Annotated in this window: 18 protein-coding genes; 15 read left to right on the plus strand and 3 right to left on the minus strand. The window is 71.2% G+C overall.

The window, feature by feature from the left end:
* Window positions 1-9: 9 nt before the first annotated feature.
* Together NAMU_RS11285 and NAMU_RS11290 are read right to left on the minus strand one after the other, a co-directional pair.
* On the minus strand, window positions 10-504 hold the full coding sequence (locus NAMU_RS11285; RefSeq protein ID WP_015747538.1) for an SRPBCC family protein: 495 nt from the start codon (window positions 502-504) through the stop codon (window positions 10-12).
* The gene (locus tag NAMU_RS11290; protein WP_041368759.1) at window positions 501-866 is read right to left on the minus strand and encodes an ArsR/SmtB family transcription factor; all 366 of its coding nucleotides are present in this window, start codon (window positions 864-866) and stop codon (window positions 501-503) included. Before NAMU_RS11290 ends, NAMU_RS11285 begins: the two co-directional genes overlap by 4 nt.
* Before the next feature lie 25 nt (window positions 867-891).
* Between NAMU_RS11290 and NAMU_RS27325 the strand changes: the two genes are divergently transcribed.
* A complete protein-coding gene (locus NAMU_RS27325) occupies window positions 892-1,893 on the plus strand; it encodes a phosphatase PAP2 family protein (RefSeq protein WP_083785804.1) in 1,002 nt (333 codons plus the stop codon).
* Here NAMU_RS27325 and mptB read toward each other — a convergent pair.
* Window positions 1,833-3,383: a polyprenol phosphomannose-dependent alpha 1,6 mannosyltransferase MptB gene (gene mptB, locus NAMU_RS11300; protein ID WP_015747541.1), complete on the minus strand. Its 1,551-nt coding sequence runs from the start codon at window positions 3,381-3,383 to the stop codon at window positions 1,833-1,835. The two genes, NAMU_RS27325 and mptB, sit on opposite strands and share 61 nt — an antisense overlap.
* Before the next feature lie 154 nt (window positions 3,384-3,537).
* Between mptB and NAMU_RS11305 the strand changes: the two genes are divergently transcribed.
* The 14 genes from NAMU_RS11305 (at window position 3,538) to NAMU_RS11370 (ending at window position 20,618) form a co-directional block, all read left to right on the plus strand.
* Window positions 3,538-4,251: a helix-turn-helix transcriptional regulator gene (locus NAMU_RS11305; RefSeq protein ID WP_015747542.1), complete on the plus strand. Its 714-nt coding sequence runs from the start codon at window positions 3,538-3,540 to the stop codon at window positions 4,249-4,251.
* Between the two features lie 136 nt (window positions 4,252-4,387).
* Window positions 4,388-5,833: a Fe-S cluster assembly protein SufB gene (sufB, locus tag NAMU_RS11310; RefSeq protein ID WP_015747543.1), complete on the plus strand. Its 1,446-nt coding sequence runs from the start codon at window positions 4,388-4,390 to the stop codon at window positions 5,831-5,833.
* Between the two features lies 1 nt (window position 5,834).
* Window positions 5,835-7,052, plus strand: coding sequence for a Fe-S cluster assembly protein SufD (gene sufD / locus NAMU_RS11315; protein ID WP_015747544.1), 1,218 nt, complete (start codon window positions 5,835-5,837; stop codon window positions 7,050-7,052).
* A gap of 59 nt (window positions 7,053-7,111) precedes the next feature.
* Complete coding sequence (gene sufC / locus NAMU_RS11320; protein ID WP_015747545.1) at window positions 7,112-7,906, plus strand: Fe-S cluster assembly ATPase SufC; 795 nt, start codon at window positions 7,112-7,114, stop codon at window positions 7,904-7,906.
* Window positions 7,907-7,931: 25 nt separating this feature from the next.
* Window positions 7,932-9,239 carry a cysteine desulfurase gene (locus NAMU_RS11325; protein ID WP_015747546.1) on the plus strand — a complete coding sequence of 436 codons (1,308 nt, stop codon included), beginning with the start codon at window positions 7,932-7,934 and terminating at the stop codon, window positions 9,237-9,239.
* Window positions 9,240-9,242: 3 nt separating this feature from the next.
* Window positions 9,243-9,752 carry a Fe-S cluster assembly sulfur transfer protein SufU gene (gene sufU / locus NAMU_RS11330; RefSeq protein WP_041368761.1) on the plus strand — a complete coding sequence of 170 codons (510 nt, stop codon included), beginning with the start codon at window positions 9,243-9,245 and terminating at the stop codon, window positions 9,750-9,752.
* A 3-nt stretch (window positions 9,753-9,755) separates the two neighbouring features.
* A complete protein-coding gene (locus tag NAMU_RS11335) occupies window positions 9,756-10,184 on the plus strand; it encodes a metal-sulfur cluster assembly factor (RefSeq protein WP_015747548.1) in 429 nt (142 codons plus the stop codon).
* A 291-nt stretch (window positions 10,185-10,475) separates the two neighbouring features.
* Window positions 10,476-11,594: a uroporphyrinogen-III synthase gene (locus NAMU_RS11340; RefSeq protein ID WP_041370408.1), complete on the plus strand. Its 1,119-nt coding sequence runs from the start codon at window positions 10,476-10,478 to the stop codon at window positions 11,592-11,594.
* A 40-nt stretch (window positions 11,595-11,634) separates the two neighbouring features.
* Complete coding sequence (locus NAMU_RS11345) at window positions 11,635-12,672, plus strand: cupin domain-containing protein (RefSeq protein ID WP_015747550.1); 1,038 nt, start codon at window positions 11,635-11,637, stop codon at window positions 12,670-12,672.
* Between the two features lie 99 nt (window positions 12,673-12,771).
* Window positions 12,772-13,992, plus strand: a complete 1,221-nt coding sequence (locus NAMU_RS11350) for an AI-2E family transporter (RefSeq protein WP_015747551.1) — start codon at window positions 12,772-12,774, stop codon at window positions 13,990-13,992.
* A 256-nt stretch (window positions 13,993-14,248) separates the two neighbouring features.
* Window positions 14,249-15,868 (plus strand): family 16 glycosylhydrolase, encoded by a 1,620-nt coding sequence (locus NAMU_RS27330; protein ID WP_015747552.1) that lies wholly within the window; start codon window positions 14,249-14,251, stop codon window positions 15,866-15,868.
* Between the two features lie 46 nt (window positions 15,869-15,914).
* Window positions 15,915-17,495 carry a deoxyguanosinetriphosphate triphosphohydrolase family protein gene (locus tag NAMU_RS11360; RefSeq protein WP_015747553.1) on the plus strand — a complete coding sequence of 527 codons (1,581 nt, stop codon included), beginning with the start codon at window positions 15,915-15,917 and terminating at the stop codon, window positions 17,493-17,495.
* The gene (locus tag NAMU_RS11365) at window positions 17,492-18,160 is read left to right on the plus strand and encodes an acVLRF1 family peptidyl-tRNA hydrolase (RefSeq protein WP_015747554.1); all 669 of its coding nucleotides are present in this window, start codon (window positions 17,492-17,494) and stop codon (window positions 18,158-18,160) included. Before NAMU_RS11360 ends, NAMU_RS11365 begins: the two co-directional genes overlap by 4 nt.
* A 76-nt stretch (window positions 18,161-18,236) precedes the next feature.
* Window positions 18,237-20,618, plus strand: coding sequence for a Tex family protein (locus NAMU_RS11370; protein ID WP_015747555.1), 2,382 nt, complete (start codon window positions 18,237-18,239; stop codon window positions 20,616-20,618).
* Window positions 20,619-20,640 lie beyond the last annotated feature (22 nt).

Here is a 20,640-nt window from a genome sequence, read left to right on the forward strand (position 1 = left end):
GCCCGAGGGTCAGGCCAGGGACTGTGCGACCCGCTCCAGCGCGTCCATGCCTTCCTGCATGCCACTGTCCATCCCGCTGTCGAGGATCATGTCGCGAACCTGCCGGCTGGACACCTCGGTCAGCACGGTCAGCCGGGTGCGACCGCCCAGATCGGTCAGTGTGTACGTGCACAGGGCCGGATCCAGGTCGCCGTCCGGCACGCCCTCGAACACCTCGGTGCACACGATCCGTTCGTCCGGCACGATCTCCCGGTACTCGCCGTGGAAGGCGACCTCGAAGCCTTCGTGGGCCGTCATCACGTAGCGCCAGCGGCCGCCGATCCGCAGGTCCACCTCGGCGCTGTCGACCTGCCCCCGCTCGCCGGCCCACCACCGCTTGATCAGGTCGGGCTCGACGTGCGCCCGGTACACCAGGTGGCGCTCCGCGTTGAAGTCCCGGGTGATCAGGATCTGGGTGTCCGACGGCAGGCTGACGACGGCGGTGTGGGTCGTCGAGGTGGTCATGGCGTTTCTCCTTCGTGCTGTCCCGATGCCCGATCCGGGTGCTGGAGCTCGTCGAGCACCGTGTCGAGCAGGTCGTACCTGGCGTTCCAGGTCTGTTCGTAACGGCGGACCCACTCGTAGATCGGTCGCAGGGGTTCGCCGTCGAGCCGGTACACGCGCTGCCGGCCCCGGTCGTGAACCTGCACCAGGCCCACCTCGCGCAGCACCCGCAGGTGCTTGGAGACCAGCGGCTGCGGGATGCCCAACGCCTGGACCAGCTCGTTGACCGGCCGGCCGCCGCCGGCCAGCAGGTCGAGGATCTGCCGGCGCCGGGGCTCGGCGACCGCGTTGAACGCGTCGGTCGTCGTCGCTGCCCTGGCCATCAGCCAATCATATTCCGATATAGGCATGTGTCAAGGATCGAACGGCCCGGCGTCCCGGTGGGTGTCCGGGGCGGTCGGCCGGGTTCCGCGGGGCCGCTGGCGGGTACCGGCCGAGCATGAGGACGTGGGACCCGGACCGCCGGGAATCGAGCTGCCGGGAATCGAGCTGAAGGCCCCGTGGTGGGGCGGCGCGCTGGCCCAGGTGCGGCAGGTCTGGCTGCCGTTGGGCGGGGTTCTGCTGGCCTACTGGCTGGCGGCCGCGGTCAACCAGCCGCTGCGTGACCGGATCGTGCCGGGCGCGGTGAACCACATCGGGCTGCCCCTGCACGTCGTCGAACCGGTCCGGGTGGACGAGTTCGTCTTCGGCGCCCTGCCGACGAGCTGGTTGCAGCAGCGCCTGTACGACCCGTCCGGGCCGCGCTGGTACGACGCCGTGGTCGCGCTGGTCTACGTCAGCCACTTCGTCGTGATCCCGGCGGTGGCCCTCGTCCTGTGGCGGTGGGGGACCCGCGCCCGCTTCCGCGCCTGGATCGGGTGCGTCACCCTGATGGTCGCCATCGGCACGACCGTCTACATCCTTTATCCGATGGCCCCGCCGTGGATCGCCGCCGACCTGGGGTTCGCCGGTCCGGCTGACCGGATCTCCGGTATCGGCTGGGACTACCTCGGCCTGTCCCCGGTTGCCCGGTTGCTCGGGGTGGGGCAGGCGTCGGCCAACCCGGTGGCCGCCATGCCCTCGATGCATGCGGCCGCCGCGGCGCTGGTCGCCGCGTTCTTCTGGGCCGGCGCGGGCGGGTGGGCTCGCCTCGCGCTGGTCTGCTATCCACTGGCGATGGGGTTCGCGCTGGTCTACACCGCCGAGCACTACGTGGTGGACGTGGTGGCGGGTGGCCTGGTCGCGGTGGCGGTGGTGACCGGATGGACGGCCGGTCGCCGGTGGCGGGCCCGCCGGGCGACCGGATCGGCTCAGGGCTCGGGCACCGGCTCGACGCGGGCCGAGGGCAGCCCGGCGCGCCGCAGGCCGTAAGACACCCCGCCGACCACGACCGCGGCGACGATGACCGCCTGGACGATGACGAACACCGGGATGGTGGCGCCGTTGGGCATGATCGTCACCGAGAACAACACGGTGAGCCAGACCGCCGCGGTGCGGACCCGGGGGTCCGCGGTGGACACGGCCAGCGGCAGCGCCGCCCACAGCAGGTACCAGGGCTGGATCACCGGCGCCAGCAGCACGAAGGCGCCCATCGCCATGCCCAGGCCCATGATCGGGTTGATCCGGCGCTGCCAGCACTGCCACATGATCGCCACCGCGATGCCGGCCCCGATCAGGGTGCCGACCGGTTGCATGACGTCCAGCACGGCCTGGGTGTGATCGCCCAGGCCCAGCAGCAGGCCGGCCTGGCCGGAGATGACGCCCAGGCTGGTGGACACCGACAGGAACGAGCGGACGGTCCCCGGCGCACCCAGGGCGGCCACCCAGCCGAAGCCGACCCCGGCCACCGCGGTGAATGCGGCGAAGGTGAGGGCGGCGACCACGCCCACCTGCAGGCCGCAGCGCACCAGGTCACGCCAGCGGCCGCCGGCCCGGAGCGCGAGCATGATCACCAGGAAGGCCAGGGTCATGGCCGCGGTCGCCTTGATGCCCACGCCCAGGGTGATCAGCACGACGCCGCCGATCATCGAGCGCTCCAGCGCGATCACCAGCCCGGCGAGCATCGCCCCGAGCATCAGCGCCTCGTTGTGCCCGCCGCCGATCAGGTGGAACAGCACCAGTGGGTTCAGGGCGCCCAGCCACAGGGCGGCCACCGGGTCGAAGCCGCAGATCCGGGCCAGCCGGGGCAGCGCCCAGACGATCAACGCGACGCCGACCAGTTCCACCAGCCGCTGCAGCAGCACGCCGACGATCACGTTCTGTTGAGCCAGGCTGACCACCCCCTGGGCGATCAGCAGGTAGACCGGGCCGTAGGGGCTGGCGGTGTGCTGCCAGCGCACGTCGACCTGATGAGCGTAGGGATCGGCGTCGCCCAGGGTGTCGTACGGGCCGGACTCGTAGGGGTTGAAGCCGTGGCTCATCATCGAGCCGATGGCCAGGTAGGAGTAGACGTCCCGGGAGAACAGCGGCGGCGTCACCAGCAACGGGACCGCCCACATGGCCAGGGTGTGCGAGAGCTGGCTGCGGGAGAGCCGGCGCGGCCGGCCGGGCGCGGCGAGCCGGCCGATCAGCACCCAGCACAGCACGATCAGCCCGATCCCGGCGTACGAGCAGGCCAGGGCGGCCGGGCCGATCCGGGAGAGCAGCCCCAGGATCCGCAGGCCGTCGACCGGGTTGGGGATCGGGGTCGCCGCGCCGTAGGAGGACCCGGCGCCCAGCATCAGCAGCAACGCGCCGACCGTGCCCCAGCGGCGCAACCGGGACAGCTGCTTGACCTCGACCGCATCGAGAGCGCCGGCCGTCCCGTCGATGTCCTCGCCCGGTCCGCCGGTCGCTCCGACCACCAGCCGGTCCGCCGCCACCGCAGCAGTGTAGGGCGGGCGGTGCGGTGGCGGCCCGCGCCGGCGGCCGACCGGACGGTGACAACGAAGGTGAGGCTGACCTGCGTGTCCGGGACCACACCGACCTGCGCAGGCGGCCTTTGATCTTCGCCGGGAAAAAGGTCACACTGGTGTTGTGAAAACCGCTGCCGCGCTCGATGGTGCCCTCGAGGCACCCTCGACGAACGACCGCGGCGAGGGCCGGACCCGTGAGGCGGTCATCCAACTGCTGCTCGCGGACGGTCCGATCACCGCGGCCGACCTGGCGGCCCGGCTCGGCATCTCGCCGGCCGCGGTGCGCCGGCACCTGGACCAGTTGCTCGCCGAGGGCGCGGTGCGCTCCCGTGAGGCGTCCGCCCGCGGGCAACGGGGACGGGGCCGCCCGGCCCGGTCCTACCTGCTCACCGATGTCGGCCGCGAACGGCTGCCGCACCAGTACGACGACCTGGCCGTGCAGGCGCTGGAATACCTGCAGCAGGTCGCCGGGCCGGAGTCGGTCTCCGAATTCGCCCGCCGCCGGGCCGAGGCGATCGTCGAACCGTTCACCGACCGGTTGGAGGCCGCGCCGGATCTGGCCACCCGGGCCGGGGTGCTGGCCGAGGCGTTGACCGCCGCCGGTTTCTCCGCCTCGCTCGAACAGGTCGGGGTCGGGCAGCAACTGTGCCAGCATCACTGCCCGGTCGGACACGTCGCCGCGAAGTATCCGCAGCTGTGCGAGGAGGAGATGGCGGTCTTCACCCGCGCCCTCGGCTCCTACGCGCAGCGGTTGGCCACGATCGCCCGGGGGGACCCGGTGTGCACCACCTTCATCCCGCTGGCCACGATCTCCCCGCATCGCAGCTCCGCCTAGCCCACCGATCCACCGAACCGCCGCCTCACTGATTCAGATTCACAGATTCGAAGATCCAGTCACCGCCGCAGTGCCGTACGACACCGGGCCAGCCGCCGCACGCCCGCCGTGTTCCGAGATACCGGAAGGACCGTTCATGACCACCACGCAGGAACCGGAACTGAGCCAGGCCAGGATCGAGCAGGCCGCGACGATCGACCAACTGGGCCGGTACGCGTTCGGCTGGTCGGACAGTGACAGCGCCGGCGCCACCGCCCGCCGCGGTCTGAACGAGGACGTCGTCCGCGACATCTCGGCCAAGAAGAGCGAGCCCGAGTGGATGCTTCAGCGACGCCTCAAGGCGCTGGAGCTGTTCGGCCGGCAGCCCATGCCGACCTGGGGCGCCGACCTGTCGGGCATCGACTTCGACAACATCAAGTACTTCGTCCGGTCGACCGAGAAGCAGGCCGCCAGCTGGGAGGACCTGCCCGACGACATCAAGAACACCTACGACCGGCTGGGCATCCCGGAGGCCGAGAAGCAGCGGCTGGTCTCCGGCGTCGCCGCGCAGTACGAGTCCGAGGTGGTCTACCACCAGATCCAGGAGGATCTGGAGCGGCAGGGCGTCATCTTCCTGGACACCGACTCGGGCCTGCGCGAGCACCCGGAGATCTTCGAGAAGTACTTCGGCTCGGTCATCCCGTCCGGCGACAACAAGTTCTCGGCCCTGAACACGGCCGTGTGGTCGGGCGGCTCGTTCGTCTACGTGCCGCCGGGCGTGCACGTCGAGATCCCGCTGCAGGCCTACTTCCGGATCAACACCGAGAACATGGGCCAGTTCGAGCGGACGCTGATCATCGTCGACGAGGACGCCTACGTGCACTACGTCGAGGGCTGCACCGCGCCGATCTACAAGTCCGACTCGCTACACTCCGCGGTCGTCGAGATCATCGTCAAGAAGGGCGGCCGCTGCCGCTACACCACCATCCAGAACTGGTCGAACAACGTCTACAACCTGGTCACCAAGCGGGCCAAGGCCGAGGCGGGCGCGACCATGGAGTGGGTCGACGGCAACATCGGGTCCAAGGTGACCATGAAGTACCCGTCGGTCTGGCTGATGGGCGAGCACGCCAAGGGCGAGGTGCTCTCCATCGCCTTCGCCGGCGAGGGCCAGCACCAGGACACCGGGGCCAAGATGCTGCACCTGGCCCCGCACACCTCCTCGACGATCATCTCCAAGTCGGTCTCCCGGGGCGGCGGGCGCACGTCCTACCGCGGTCTGGTGCAGGTCAACCCGGGCAACCACCACAGCCGGTCCACCGTCAAGTGCGACGCACTGCTGGTCGACACGCTGTCGCGGACCGACACCTACCCGTACGTCGACGTCCGCGAGGACGACGTGTCGATGGGCCACGAGGCGACCGTCTCCAAGATCAGCGAGGACCAGCTGTTCTACCTGATGAGCCGCGGTCTGACCGAGGACGAGGCGATGGCGATGATCGTCCGCGGCTTCGTCGAGCCGATCGCCCGGGAGCTCCCGATGGAGTACGCCCTGGAACTGAACCGATTGATCGAACTGCAGATGGAAGGAGCGGTGGGCTGACGTGACCGCCAGCACGCCCGTTGTGAGTCAGCACGGTCTGACCGAACACAGTCATGTCGGCGGGGCGACCGTCCGGAGCAAGGGGATCGACTCGCACCTGCACGGGGTCGGCTCCGCGGATCCGGAGTCGCACCCGTTGCCTTCGAGCAAGTCCGAGGCCTGGCGGTTTACCCCGCTGCGCCGGCTCCAGGGCCTGGGCGAGGACCGGGCCTTCGACGGCATCGTCGGCGCGGACAACGAGCGCACCGTCGAGGGACCGGCCGGCATCATCGTCCGGCGCGTCAGCGGTGCGGAAGCGGCTGCCCTCAAGGGCATCTCCGGCAACCTGCCGACCGACCGGCCCTCGGCCCGGGCCTGGCAGGCCAGCGAGAGCATCCTGCTGATCGACGTGCCCGCGCAGACCGAGTTCCGCGAGCCGCTGATCGTCACCTTCGCCGGTGGCACGGTCGACCGGGCCTTCGCTGGCCATCTGATCGTCCGGGTCGGCGCGCACGCCAAGGCCCAGGTGGCGATCCTGCACGAGGGCACCCAGCTGCTGTCCGACAACATGGAGATCGTCGTCGGTGACGGCGCCCAGTTGGAGTTCGTCGCGCTGGAGGAGTGGGACTCGCAGGCCGTCCACCTCTCGCACCACCACATCCGGGTCGGCCGGGACGCCACGGTCAAGCACACCGCGCTGACCTTCGGCGGGGACCTGGTCCGCGTCGTCGCCGACGTGGTCTACGACGGTCCCGGTGGTGATGTCGAGCTCAACGGCGTCTACTTCGCCGACGCCGGCCAGCACCTGGAGCACCGGCTGTTCGTCGATCACGCGGTCCCGCACTGCAAGTCGCGCGCGCTGTACAAGGGTGCGCTGCAGGGTGACAAGGCGCGCACCGTCTGGATCGGCGACGTGCTGATCCGCCGGGCCGCCGAGGGCACCGACACCTACGAGCTCAACCGGAACCTGGTGCTCACCGAGGGCGCCCGCGCCGACTCGGTGCCGAACCTGGAGATCGAGACCGGCGAGATCGTCGGCGCGGGCCACGCCAGCGCCACCGGCCGGTTCGACGACGAGCAGCTGTTCTACCTGCTCTCCCGGGGCATCCCGGCCGAGGTCGCCAAGCGCCTGGTGGTGCGCGGCTTCTTCGGCGAGGTGCTGCTCAAGATCGGCATCGAATCGGTGCGTGCGCGCACCGCGGACATCATCGAGCGCGAGCTGGCCATCGCCGGCATCTAGCCGTCCGGGCCGCCGCCCACCGTCATTTCTTCCAGACACTCACAGGAGATAGAGCTTTCATGTCAACCCTGGACATTCGCGACCTGCACGTCTCGGTGCTGACCGAGGAGGGACCGGTCGAGATCCTGCGCGGGGTCGACCTGACCGTGTCCTCGAACGAGACCCACGCGATCATGGGGCCCAACGGCTCCGGCAAGTCGACGCTGGCGTACTCGCTGGCCGGTCACCCCAAGTACCACGTCACCTCCGGCACGGTCACCCTGGACGGGGAGGACGTGCTGGCCATGAGCGTGGACGAGCGGGCCCGGGCCGGGCTCTTCCTCGCCATGCAGTACCCGGTCGAGGTGCCCGGGGTGTCGACCTCCAACTTCCTGCGGACCGCGGCCACCGCGGTCCGGGGCGAGGCCCCGCCGGTGCGCAAGTGGGTCAAAGAGGTCAAGACCGCGATGAAGGATCTGGAGATCGATCCGGAGTTCGCCGAGCGTTCGGTCAACGAGGGCTTCTCCGGCGGCGAGAAGAAGCGGCACGAGATCCTGCAGCTGACGCTGCTCAAGCCCAAGATCGCCGTCCTGGACGAGACCGATTCCGGCCTGGACGTGGACGCGCTGCGGATCGTGGCCGAGGGAGTGAACCGCTTCAAGGCGACCTCCGCCGAGTCCGGTGACGGCGCCGGCGTGCTGCTGATCACCCACTACACCCGGATCCTGCGCTACATCCGGCCCGATCGGGTGCACGTGTTCGCCGCCGGCCGGATCGTCGAGTCCGGTGGGCCCGAGCTGGCCGACGAGCTGGAGACCAACGGTTACGTGCGCTTCACCGACGCGGTGGGCACCGCGGCCGCGGCGACGGTCTGACGACCGGTAGGAGAGGGTGACGAGCATGGCGCAGGAGGTGATCACGGTGACTCCCGAGCAGCTGACGGCCGCGGACATCGAGCGGATCCGCGCCGACTTCCCGATCCTGGAGCGCACGGTCCGGGACGGAAAGCCGCTGGTGTACCTGGACTCCGGCGCCACCTCGCAACGCCCGATCGGCGTCATCGACGCCGAGCAGGAGTACGTGACCGGCCACAACGCCGCGGTCCACCGGGGCGCGCACCAGCTGGCCGAGGAGGCGACCGACTTCTACGAGTCGGCCCGGGAGCGGATCGCGGCGTTCATCGGGGCGCCGCGCACCGACGAGGTGATCTTCACCAAGAACGCCACCGAGTCGCTCAACCTGGTCGCCTACTCGCTGGGCAACGCCACCTTCTCGCAGGATCCGGCCGCTCGCCGGTTCCGGCTGGGGCCGGGTGACGAGGTCGTGGTCACCGAGATGGAGCACCACGCGAATCTGGTGCCGTGGCAGGAACTGTGCCGGCGCACCGGGGCCACCCTGCGCTGGTTCTCGGTGACCGAGGACTTCCGGCTCGACCTGTCGAACCTGGACGAGGTGATCACGCCCCGGACCAAGGTCCTGGCCTTCACCCACCAGTCCAACGTCCTGGGCACCATTAACCCGGTCGACGTGCTGGTCGCCGCCGCGCAGCGGGTCGGCGCGCTGACCGTGCTCGACGCGTGCCAGTCGGTGCCGCACCAGAGCGTCGACCTGGCCGCGCTGGACGTCGATTTCGCCGCCTTCTCCGGGCACAAGATGTTCGGCCCGAGCGGGGTCGGCGTGCTCTACGGCCGCTACGAGCTGCTGGCCGCCATGCCGCCGTTCCTGACCGGCGGATCGATGATCGAGCAGGTCTTCATCGACCACTCGACCTACGCCGCACCGCCGGCCCGGTTCGAGGCCGGTGTGCCGATGACCTCGCAGGCGGTGGCCCTGGGCGCGGCCGTCGACTACCTGCGCGACGTCGGCATGAAGGTGGTGGCCGACCACGAGGCCGAGCTGACCGGCTATGCCTTGCAGGAGCTCTCGGCCATCGACGGGGTCCGGATCATCGGTCCGTCGAGCACCGTCGACCGCGGGTCCGCGGTCTCCTTCGTCGTGGACGGGGTGCACGCGCACGACGTCGGCCAGATCCTGGACGATGCCGGCGTGCAGGTGCGGGTGGGTCACCACTGCGCCTGGCCGCTGCACCGCCGGTTCCGGGTCGCCGCCACCGTGCGCGCCTCGTTCGCGCTGTACAACACCGCCGCCGAGGTCGACGCGTTGACCGCGGGAGTGCGCTCGGCCCAACGATTCTTCGGGGTGAGCTGACCCGTGCAGATGGAAAAGCTCTACCAGGAGATCATTCTCGATCACTACCGGGCCCCGCACCATTACGGGCTGCGGGATCCGTTCGAGGCCCAGGTCCATCACGTCAACCCGACCTGCGGCGACGAGATCACCCTGCGGGTGCACCTGGTCGACACCGGCGACGAGCCGGTGGTGGCCGACGTGTCCTACGAGGCGCTGGGTTGCTCGATCTCCCAGGCCTCCACGTCGGTGCTCACCGACCTGGCCATCGGCCGGCCGCTGGCCGACGTCTTTGAGGCCCTGGACGATTTCACCGCCATGATCACCAGCCGGGGGACCGTCGAGGGTGACGAGGAGGTCATCGGCGACGGCATCGCGTTCGCCGGGGTGGCCAAGTATCCGGCCCGGGTCAAATGCGCGCTGCTGGGCTGGATGGCGTTCAAGGACGCCGTTGTGCAGATCATGGCCGCCGATGCCGAATCCAATCCCGACGCAGGCGATTCCGAATCACTGAGCACCGCGAAGGAGGGCTGATCCATGACCAGCACCGAGGACCTGAGCACCGGCCGGGAAGGCCGTGGTGCGGCCGACCTGGACGCCGCGCAGCCCGCCGCGCCCGCCGCCCCGATCGACACCCAGCTCCTGGAGGACCTCGAAGAGGCCCTCAAGGACGTCGTCGACCCCGAACTCGGCATCAACATCGTCGATCTCGGTCTGGTCTACGACCTGCACGTGGACGCCGGCACCGACAACCAGAGCGTCGCCACCATCGACATGACCCTGACCAGCGCGGCCTGCCCGCTGACCGACATGATCGAGGACCAGGTGGCGGCCGCGCTGACCGGCCCGGACGCCGGGCTGGTCGACGACTTCCGGATCAACTGGGTGTGGTTGCCGCCGTGGGGTCCGGAACGGATCACCGAGGACGGCCGGGACCAGATGCGCGCCTTGGGCTTCAACATCTGAACCGAGCCCGCCCGGGCCGTCTCGCATCCGGCTGGAGAGCCGGTGAGCCGATGGTGATCGCGGCGACATCCGGGTCGGGGATGATCGAGCTCCCCACCTGGTCGCGGCCCGTCCGCGCCGCCGCCGATCAACCCCGTCCGGAGTGCCTGCATGTCGCCGAGCGTCCGGCGGGTCCCCGTGCCCGACGTAGACTCCCACGGGAGCGATCGACACCCGAGCGATCGAGACGGTGACGATCGAGACGGTGATAATCGAGACCGCGAAGACGTGGCGGGGGTGACCGGACAGACCGTGACTGGATCCGTGGTCGGTTTCGATCCCGACGAGCTCGTCGGCTTCCGGATCGGGGTGACCGCGCACCGCCGTTCGGCCGACCTGATCGCCGCCCTGGAACGTCGTGGGGCCGAAGTGCTGCACGCGCCAACCCTGCGGATCGTGCCGGCCGATCAGGACGAGCGGCTCATCGTCGCGACCGCCGAGGTGATCGCCGCCCGGCCGGACATCCTGCTGGTCACCACCGCCTATGGTCTGCGCGGCTGGCTCGAGGCCGCCGATGCGGCCGGGCTCGGCCCGTCGTTGCTCGAAGTGCTCAGCGAAGCAAAGATTCTCGTGCGCGGTCCGAAGGCCCGGGGCGCGGTCCGGGCCGGCGGCCTGCGGGACGCGGGGATGAGCGACGAGGAAACCACCGAGTCGCTGATCGACCAGGTGCTGGCCAACGGGGCGGACGGGCTCACGGTGGCGATCCAGCTGCACGGGTTCGTCGACGAGGAACAGCTGGTGCGGCTGCGCCAGGCCGGGGCCACGGTGATCACCGTGGCGCCCTACCTGTGGACCGCGCCGTCCGAGCCGCAACGGGTGCAGCGCCTGCTCGACGCGATCGCCGGCCGCTCCCTGGACGCCGTCACCTTCACCAGCGCCCCGGCCGCCGAGGCGCTGCTGGCCGCGGCCCGCGAACGGGACCGGTTCGACCAGGTCGTCGCGGCGATGCGGGCCGATGTGGTGCCGTTCGTCGTCGGCCCGGTCACCGCCGCCCCGTTGCACGCCGTGGGCATCGACGCCATCTACCCGGACCGCTACCGGCTCGGGGCCATGGTCCGAACCCTGTGCGAGTACCTCATCGAGCACCATGTCCGCCGGGTGCCGACCCGGCACGGGCTGCTGGAGATCCGCGGCCGCAGCGCCGCCCTGGACGGCCAGCGGGTCACGCTGTCGCCGACGTCGGTCGCCGCGCTGCGCCTGCTGGCGGACGCCGCCGGGGCGGTGGTGCCCAAGGCCCGCCTGCAGGAGGTGCTGCCCGACTCCGGGGACGATCACGCCCTCGAGGTGGCGATCGCCCGGCTACGGCAGGCGCTGCCGCAGCGCGACCTGGTGGCCACCGTGATCAAGCGCGGGTACCGGCTGGACGTGTGAGCCCGGCGGGATCGGCGATCGTGATGCAGGATCGTCGGTCATGGCACCCTCACCACACTGGGTTTCGCTGACCCGGACCGAGGCCACGTTCGCCAGCGACCTGGGCAGCGTGCATGTCGTGGACGCGCAGCGACTGCCCATCCTGAGCCGTCTGTCGATCAAACGCGTGGTGCTCGCCTCCGGGGCGATGCGCGAACCGCAATGGAACGTCAACGCCAACCAGCTCTCGTACCTGCTGCGGGGGACGGTCCTGGTCTCGATCCTGGGCGATCACAACCAGTTCAGTTCGTTCGTCGTCACCCCCGGGCAGATGTACCACGTCGAATCCGGTGCGGTGTACCACATCGAGAACATCGGCCCGGACGAGGCCGAGGTGATCATCGCGCTCCGGTCGGAACGGCCGGCGCACTTCTCGCTGCGCGACAGCATGTCGGCGATGACCGACGCGGTGCTGGGCAACACCTACGATCTGCCCGCCTCGGCCTTCCAGGCCTTCACCCGGCCGCCGTCCGCGCAAATCGTGGCCCGGCGCTCGGGAACCCCGGTCGAGGCCACCCAGCGACTGCCCAACGCCCACCTGTTCGACGCCGAGGGGCAGCAAGCTCCGCTGACCTACGCCTACGGGTCCGCCCACCTGGCGCGCCGGCAGTACTGGGCCGCGCTGGAGGACATCTCGATGTACTCCCTGCGGGTGCGGGAGAACGGCATGCGGGCCCCGCACTGGCACCCGGTGACCGCGGAACTGGGCTACGTGGCCACCGGTCACGCCCGGATGCGGATCCTGGACCCGGACGGAACCCTGGACGAGTACCTCCTCGCGCCCGGCGATGTCTATTTCGTGCCGCGGGCGTACCCGCATCACATCGAGGTCGTCGGCGACGACGAGTTCCACTTCCTGATCTTCTTCGATCAGCCCACTCCGGGCGACATCGGTTACCGGGCGACCGCCACCGCCTTCTCGCGCGAGGTGCTGGCGGCCACCTTCGACGTGCCCGAGCGGCTGCTGCCCACGTTCCCGTTCACGCCGGCCGACCCGCTGATCGTGCCGCGGCGCAACCCCACCGATCCACCGGGCTGACCGCGAGCATGCTGGGCGGGTGACCTGCGTCGGCCGGGCCGGCGGCGGGTAAACACGCGGATGGACGGCGCCGTCCGGTGAGCGCGAGGAGGTCCGCAGATGACCAGGACGAAATCCGGGCAGCCGAGCGAGCCGGTCGCGCACCATCCGCGGGTCGGACAGCCGCACGACGCCGCCGCGGAGGGTCCGATTGCCCAGGCCGAGGCGGTCGCCGCCACGCTGCGCACGCCGGCCGACCCGCTCGGGCCGCTGGGCCGCCGGCTGAACTGGCGCTCGGCCTTCCTGATCGGGCTGGCCGCCACCGCCGGGGTCGCGGTGACGGTCGGGATCATCCAGATGCTGCTGCTGGCCGGTCAGGTGCTGCTGCTGATCGCGCTGGCCCTGTTCCTGGCCATCGGCCTGGAACCGGCCGTGTCCTGGCTGATCACCCACCGTTTCCCGCGCTGGGCCGCGGTGTTCACCGTGCTGGCCGGGCTGACCCTGCTGCTGGCCGGGTTCATCGCCGCCGCCATCCCGGCCCTGGTCGAGCAGGGTCGGCGGCTGGTCGAGGCGGCCCCGCAGTACGTGGCCCAACTCAGCGACGACAGCTCGGCCATCGGCCAGCTCAACCAGCGCTTCCACCTGCAGGAGACGGTGCAGCAGATCGTCGACGGCGGCGGCCCGGGCCTGGCCTCCGGGGTGATCAGCGTCGGCGAGGCCGTCTTCGGTGCGTTCTCCGGTCTGCTGGTGGTGGCCGTGCTCACGGTCTACTTCCTGGCCGACATGCCCCGCGTGCGCACCACCCTGTACCGGTTCATGCCGGCGCCCCGGCGGCCCCGGGCGATCCTGCTGGGGGACCAGATCATGGTCAAGGTCGGCGGGTACGTGCTGGGCAACGTGGTCATCTCGGTGATCTCGGCGGTGGTCACCTTCGTCTGGCTGATCGCATTCGGCGTGCCCTACCCGCTGTTGCTGGCCATCCTGTTCGCCCTGCTCGACCTGATCCCGGTGATCGGATCGCTGATCGCCGGAGCCCTGGTCGCCCTGGCCGCGTTCAGCGTGTCGGTGCCGGTCGGGCTGGCCACCATCGGCTACTTCGTGGCCTACAAGCTGGTCGAGGACTACCTGCTCACGCCAAAGGTGTTCGGCCGGGTGCTGCGGATGCCCGCGCTGGTCACCGTCTGCGCGATCCTCATCGGCGGCGCCCTGCTCGGGCTGGTCGGCGCGCTCGTCGCGCTGCCCACGGCGGCCGCGATCATGCTGCTGGTGCAGGAGGTGGTGTTCCCGCGCCTGGATCGCGCCCATGCCAGCGGCGAGCCGGCAGCTGACCCGGCGGCCTGACCCGGGGGTCTGATCCCCGGCCCGGACCGGGGGTCGCCCCAGTTGATGGGCCGACCCGGACGGCCGGATGGGGGAGCGGTCGTCGGGCGGGGTCCCCGAATGGGAGCGATTCCACCATTTGGCTGATCTGCGGGCCCTGTGCGCGCGCGGCGGTCGGGCCGGTGCTAGCGTCCGATCACCCAAGGTGATCGACACATTGCGGAGAGTACTGATGGTCCAACGCGTTCGCCGTCGCCAACCGCACGAGAGGACACCGATGTCCCTACGTTTCCGGTCCCTGACCACCCGCGCCGCCGTGATCGTCACGGCCGGCGCCCTCGCCCTGACCGGGGCCGTCATCGCCACGGCCGGTCCGGCCGCCGCGGCCGACCCCACCTGGCAGACCGTGTTCCGGGACGACTTCACCGGGAGCGGCCTGCCCGACCCGAACAAGTGGATCCTGACCCAGGGCACGTCGTACCCGGGTGGTCCGGACGCGTTCGGCACCGGTGAGATCGAGACGATGACCAACCGGCCGGAGAACGTCGACGTCCGCAACGGAAACCTCTACATCACCCCGCAACGGGACAGCGCCGGCCGGTGGACCTCGGCCCGCGTCGAGTCGGCCGCATCGAACTACCGGCCACCGGCCGGGGGCGTCATGCACGTCGAAAGTCGTTTGCAGTTGCCCAATGTCACCGGCAGCGAGGCCCTGGGGTACTGGCCGGCGTTCTGGATGCTGGGCGGGCCGTACCGGCAGGACCGCTGGTCGTGGCCGGCCATCGGCGAGTTCGACATCATGGAGAACGTCCAGGGGCTGAACTGGACCTACAACGTGCTGCACTGCGGCGTGTGGGCCGGCGGCCCGTGCAACGAGCAGGAGGGCATCAACAACGGCGTGAACAACGCCGGGGCGCCGTGCAAGGTCACCACCTGCCAGGCCGGCATGCACACCTACGGGCTGGAATGGGACGACTCCGGTCCGGTCGAGCAGCTGCGCTGGTACCTGGACGGCGAGCTGACCTTCACCGTCAACGCCAACCAGGTGCCCGCCGCCACCTGGAACAGTCTGGCCGACCACGCCGGGTACTTCATCATCCTCAACGTCGCGATGGGCGGGGCCTTCCCGAACAAGCTCGGCGGCGGCCCCAACGCCGGCACCAAGCCGGGCGTGCCGATGGTCGTCGACTACGTCGAGGTCAAGTACGCCGGCGGGTCCGGCACCCCGACCACCAGCACTCCGGTCACCAGCACCCCGACCACGAGCACGCCGACCACCAGCACCCCGACCACCAGCACCCCGGTGACCAGCACGCCGACCACCAGCACGCCGGCGACCCCGCCGACCGGTGGTTCCGCGTCCCCGTCCGCGCTGCGGGTGTCGGGCAGCACGTCCGACAGCCTGACCCTGAGCTGGCAGGGGTCGGCCGGCGCGAGCTACGAAGTCCTGCGGTCGGGTATCCGGATCGCCACGGTCACCGGCACCTCGTACACCGACCGCGGGCTGTTCCCGAACACGCCCTACGTGTACTCGATTCGCGGCGGCGGGGTGACCACCCCGGAGCTGACCGCCACCCTTAACGGCGCCTCGGCGAGCACCTCGACGGCCGCGCCGACCAGCGGGCCCACGACTGAGCCGACTGCTGGGCCGACCACCGGGCCGGTATCGGGTGGCCCGTCCGGTCTGAAGGTCACCGGGACCACCGGCAGCACCATCACGCTGGGCTGGGCCGGGTCGGCCGGGGCCAGCTACGACGTGCTGCGTTCGGGTATCCGGATCGCCACGGTCACCGGCACTTCGTTCACTGATGTCGGCCTGTTCGCCAACACCCCGTACGTGTACTCGATCCGCGGCAACGGGACGACCACGCCGGAGCTCACGGCCCGGATCGGATAGGGCTCGGCCCAGGAAGGCCCGGCGGGGCCAGGTAGGTTCCCGAGGTATGGATCCGCGCCTGGCCCGCCGGTGGGCCGAGGTCCCCACGCTGAGCCCGGCCGCCGTCGCCGCGGACGGCGCGCGGGGCGCCGACGCCGAACTGGCCGCGGCCACCGAGGGGGCGTTCCGGGACGACCTGGAACGAATCCGGTTCTCCCCGTACTTCTCCCGCTTGGCCGCCGTCACCCAGGTGATCTCCCAGGGGGCGTCCGGCCAGGTCGTGCACAACCGGCTGACCCACACGGTCAAGGTCACCTCGGTGGCCCGGGCGATCGCCGTCGGGTTGCGCCGCGGTCCCTACGCGCAGCTTGCCGACGATCTCGGCGGCTGCGACGCGGTCGTCGTGCAGGCGGCGGCCAGCGCGCACGACCTGGGCCACCCGCCGTTCGGTCATCTGGGGGAGCGGATCCTGGACCGGATCGCCCGCTCCCGGTTCGGCCTGGCCGACGGTTTCGAGGGCAACGCGCAGACCTTCCGCATCCTGACCGAGCTGGACGTGCACGGGGAGTCCGGCGAGGGACTGAACCTGACCGCGGCCGTGCGGGCCGCCGTGCTGAAGTACCCGTGGTCGCGGCTGCACGTGCCCGACCCGCACCCGAGCACCTTGGCCCAGCCGCCCCGCGGCGGCGGGCCCGGGGAAGAGGGGGCCGGGTCGGGCAAGTACTCGGCCTACGTGCTCGACGTCGGTGAGATGCGCGAGGTGCTGGCCGCGTACCCCAAGATCGGCCCGTTGCGGCAGACCGTCGAGTGCTCGGTGATGGACGCCGCCGACGACATCGCCTACTCCCTGCACGATCTGGACGACTTCCACCGGGCCGGGGTGCTCCAGCACGCCTCCGTCGCGGCCGAGTTCCGCAGCTGGTTGCGCCGCCGGGCCGAGTTCTCCCGGCGCACCCTGCCCGAGGACGACCGGCGGCCCGGGGTGGCCCTGGAACGGCTGCGCCGGCGGCTGCAGGACCGGGACGAGTGGATCTTCCAGGACGAGGCGTTCGCGGTCGCGGTCGGTCGGGTGGCCACTGACCTGCTGGACGGGTTGCTGGCCGTGCCGTTCGATTCCTCGCTGGCCGCGGAGCGGGCCATCGGCACCTTTACCCGGAGCTGGATCGCGCACCTGCAGGAGTCGGTGGAGATGACCGCCGACCCGCCGATCCGCTCCGGACACGTTCAGCTGGGCCGGCAGGCCTGGCACGAGGTCGCCGTGCTCAAGTTCGTGCACCAGCGGTTCGTGCTCGAGCGGCCGGATCTGGCCCTGTACCAGCGGGGCCAGGCGCAGTCGCTGTCCTCGCTGGTTGCCGACCTGGAGTCGTGGCTGACCGACCCGATCGACTCGGGCCGGGCGCCGCGCCGGCTGGTCGACCTGGTGGCCCTGGCTACCGCCGGCTACCGGCGGGTCGCCCGCGAGGAACCGGAGCTGCTGGTCGGCCCGACCGGGGAACCGATGTCCGGGCGCGAGGACATCGTCCGGCTGGGCCGGGGCCGCGGCATCATCGACTACGTCGCCTCGCTGACCGACGACCGGGCCGGCGCCGCCGCCCGCACGCTGTCGGGTCTGACCGGGCAGCTGTTCGAAGCCGGGTCCGGGTTGTGACCCGCCGCCGTGCGGTGGCCGGCGGCGGCGTCGAGGTGGAGGTGCCGCCGGAGCGCCTGGTCGGCTTCCTGAGCCGGTTCGGCGCTCGCAACGGGGGACTGGCCGATCTGGCGACCGACGGGGTCACCGTCCGGATCCGCGGCGGTGACGGCACCCTGGCCCGGATCGAGGTGCCGTTCGGGCCGATGGCGGTCGGCGACCGCGAGCCGGTGGAGGCCCTGCTGGCGCATCTGGCCGGCCTGGGCACCCTCGGGGTGATCCTGGTCCGGGGCGGTGCGCACTCGGTCGGACTGGCCCGGGACGGGGCCGTGCTGCGCTCGTCCACCGACCGGGCCTACCTGCAGGGCCGCACGGCGGCCGGCGGGTGGTCCCAGCAACGGTTCGCCCGCCGGCGGGGCAACCAGCGCACCGCCTCCCTGGCCGATGCGGCCGACACCGCCGTACGCGTGCTCACCGACCCGCACTCCCCGCCGCCGGCCGCACTGGTGCTCGGCGGCGACCGGCCGGCCCTGGCGCAGGTGCTGGCCGACCCTCGCCTGGCCGCGCTGGCCGCCCGGCCGCGCCGCACCTTCGCCGACATTCCCGAACCCCGCCGTGCCGTGCTGGACGAGGTCGCCGCCCGGAGCCTGAGCGTGCCGATCGTCATCGAGCCGGCGGCCACGTGATATTCAGACGAGCACACCCGCGCGGCCCGATCCGGGTCGCGGCCGCACGCCGCAGGATGAGCAGGAGAGCACCGCAGTGACCGAGCCCGACACCGACCAGCAGATCGTCAGCCGCATCGCCGGGGAACTCAACGCCCAGCCCTGGCAGGTGCAGGCGGCCGTCGCGCTGCTGGACGAGGGGGCCACCGTCCCGTTCATCGCCCGGTACCGCAAGGAGGTCACCGGCTCGTTGGACGACGCGCAGCTGCGCGATCTGACCGAGCGGCTGGACTACCTGCGCGACCTGGCCGATCGCAAGAAGGCCGTGTTGGAATCCATTGCCGCGCAGGGCAAGTTGACCGACGCGCTGGCCGCGTCGATCCAGGCGGCGGACACCAAGGCCCGGGTCGAAGACATCTACCTGCCGTTCAAGCCCAAGCGGCGGACCAAGGCCCAGATCGCCCGGGAGGCCGGCCTGGAGCCGCTGGCCGACGGCCTGCTCGGCGATCCGCGGGTCGACCCGGCGGCCGCGGCCGCGGCCTTCGTCGACCCGGACAAGGGGGTGGCCGACGGCGACGCCGCCCTGGCCGGGGCCCGCGCGATCCTGACCGAGCGCTTCGGCGAGGACGCCGATCTGGTCGGTGAACTGCGCGAGCTGCTGTGGCAGCGGGGCGGGCTGGTCAGCACCGTGCGCGACGCCGGGCACGAGGACGCCGCCCGGTTCGCCGACTACCACGACTTCTCCGAGTCGGTGAAATCCATGCCCTCGCACCGCATTCTGGCGATGTTCCGGGGGGAGAGCACGGGCGTGCTCAGCCTGGCCGTCGACCCCGAGGCGGCCCCGGCCGATCCCACCGATCCGACCGGCCCGGCCGTGCTCTCGGACTACGAGCGGCGCATCGCCGGCGCGTTTGGCATCGCCGATCGGGGCCGGCCGGCCGACCCGTGGTTGCTGGACACCGTTCGCTGGGCCTGGCGCACCCGGATCGTGGTGTCGCTGGGCATCGACGTGCGGACCCGGCTGCGCCAGTCGGCCGAGGCCGATGCGGCCGCGGTGTTCGCGGCCAACCTCAAGGACCTGCTGCTGGCCGCGCCGGCCGGCGGCCGGCCCACCCTGGGCCTGGACCCGGGCTTTCGCACCGGGGTCAAGGTGGCGGTGGTGGACGGCACCGGCAAGGTGCTGGCCACCGACACGATCTACCCGCACCAGCCGGCCAACCGGTGGGACGCCGCGCTGGCCAGCCTGCACCGGCTGGTCACCACCCACGGCGTCGAGCTGGTGGCCATCGGCAACGGCACCGCGTCCCGGGAAACCGACCGGCTGGCCGCGGATCTGGTCAAGCAGTGCCCGGGCCTGACCAAGGTCATGGTGTCCGAGGCGGGCGCCTCGGTGTACTCGGCCTCGGCCTACGCCTCCGGTGAGTTGCCCGACCTGGACGTGTCGCTGCGCGGCGCGGTGTCCATCGCCCGCCGGTTGCAGGATCCGCTGGCCGAGCTGGTCAAGATCGACCCCAAGTCCATCGGGGTCGGCCAGTACCAGCACGACATTGCCGAATCGACGCTGACCCGTTCGCTCAACGCCGTCGTCGAGGACTGCGTCAACGCCGTCGGCGTCGAGGTCAACACCGCGTCCGTGCCGCTGCTCGCACGGGTCTCCGGGGTGACCACCACGCTGGCCGAGAACATCGTCCGGCACCGGGACACCAATGGCCCCTTCACCTCTCGGCAGGACCTCAAGCACGTCGCGCGCCTGGGCCCCAAGGCCTACGAGCAGTGCGCCGGGTTCCTGCGGATCCGTGGCGGCAGCGATCCGCTGGACTCCTCGGGGGTGCACCCGGAGGCCTACACGGTGGTGCGGCGGATCCTCACCCGCACCGGCGGCGACGTGCGGACCCTGGTCGGCAACACCACGGTGCTGCGCACGTTGCGGCCGCAGGAGTTCACCGACGAGACCTTCGGCGTGCCGACGGTGACCGACATCCTGGCCGAGCTGGAAAAGCCCGGCCGGGACCCGCGGCCCGCGTTCACCACCGCCACCTTCGCCGACGGCGTGGAGAAGATCGCCGACCTGCGGGTGGGCATGGTGCTCGAGGGCGTGGTCACCAACGTCGCCGCCTTCGGAGCGTTCGTCGACGTCGGGGTGCACCAGGACGGGCTGGTGCACGTCTCGGCGATGTCCCGGACGTTCATCAGCGACCCGCGCGAGGTCGTCACCTCCGGTCAGGTCGTCAAGGTCAAGGTGATGGCCGTGGACGAGCAGCGCAAGCGGATCTCGTTGACCCTGCGGCTGGACGACGAACCGGGCGCGCCGGCGGCCGGCCCCAAGGGGTCACGGCCGGCGCCGGCCCGGTCCGGCGGCGGCCGCCCGGCCAGCGGGCAGCGGTCGGACCGGGGCCGGCAGGGCGGGGCCCGGGGCGATCGGCCGGCCCCCGGCGGGGCGATGGCGGACGCGTTGCGGCGGGCCGGATTGGGCCAGTAACGCTCGCCCGACGCTGGTGGCC

The sequence above is a fragment of the Nakamurella multipartita DSM 44233 genome (assembly GCF_000024365.1).
GTDB lineage: Bacteria > Actinomycetota > Actinomycetes > Mycobacteriales > Nakamurellaceae > Nakamurella > Nakamurella multipartita.